Source organism: Endozoicomonas sp. SESOKO3 (assembly GCF_024606255.1).
In genome coordinates this window covers 1-1,144 of sequence record NZ_JAHHPR010000564.1, presented here as the reverse complement: position 1 = coordinate 1,144, position 1,144 = coordinate 1, and the positions used below count along the sequence as shown (strand labels likewise).

Annotated in this window: 1 protein-coding gene; it reads left to right on the top strand. The window is 53.1% G+C overall.

The window, feature by feature from the left end:
* Window positions 1-34 precede the first annotated feature (34 nt).
* A partial coding sequence (locus KDK18_RS09690) for a PEP/pyruvate-binding domain-containing protein (RefSeq protein ID WP_257254702.1) occupies window positions 35-1,144 on the top strand: 1,110 nt, incomplete at its 3' end.

Genomic DNA, 1,144 nt, shown 5'->3' with positions numbered 1-1,144 from the left:
ATCAGGCGACGGCAGTCATCGACTCAGTGTTGACATGGTTTCAGCACTCAGGGATATGGTGACAAAGCTGGAAGACCTCTTGCTTTGCCCGGTGGATGTGGAGTTTGCCATTGATCATCAGGGTCGCCTGTTCCTGTTGCAGGTACGCCCCATAACCCGACTCTCTGGCGGTATGGATTTTGCCATGCCTATACCCGATGACAGTCTGATCATTGGTGAGGCCGTCAGTGAAGGCTATTGCACCGGGCCCATCTGGCTGGCCAAAAAACAAGAGTCAGACATAATGCCACACGGAGCCATCGTCCTGGCCCGACACGCCGAAGAATGGCTGCTTGAGCCCGGTTTCCTGATGCGGGCAGGTGGTTTTGTCATTGCAGAAGGAGGATTCAATGATCATGTGGCGATCCTCATGAGACAGGAGAAAAAGCCCTTAATGCTGGCAGGTGGCAGGTATACGGCAGTGATCGCTCAGGGTGTCCATCAAGTCACGCTGGCTTGCGCCCGCTTTAATAGTAAATCCGGTGCCTTCATTGTGGCCGGTGACATTACCGAAAAACTGGCCAGTCACAGAAGCCTGTCTTCTGTTGTTTCTGATGTGCCGCTGGCAAAAGCTGTCCCGTCACGGGATGATTTGTCTCCCCCTGAAGGCACATTTCATAAAGTTGCCAGCGGTTTCCAATGGCTCACGAATCAAAATACACGCCTGTTGGCATTGTTTGCCCCCGGCAGTGGACTGGATTGTTTGGCGAACCCCATAAAATTAAGCATGTCGCCACAACGATCAAAGCTACTGACTGAGACTGCGGATAACGTCAATCGTCTGATTCATGGGGCTGAAGCACTGTTGGAGGGTTATCAGGCATTCTTGCGTCTGGCGCGGCATAGCGATTCACTTGAGATCATGCCATTGCAGGAAGAATTACTGCAACTGTTCAACCGGTTCGCGGCGCTGAAACAGACCCTCCGGTCCGGGATAAAGAGCATCATTCTGCCAATGCAAGCCGCTGATAACGGGCAGCTATCTCCGGGAATGTTTCGTCCGTGGCTGGCAGACTGTCATCTGCTGGAATCCTGTCTTCAAGCTCTCAGCCCTGAGGAGGCTGAGCAGGTGCGGAGTGTCCATGAGCTGATTTTTGCCCTGCAT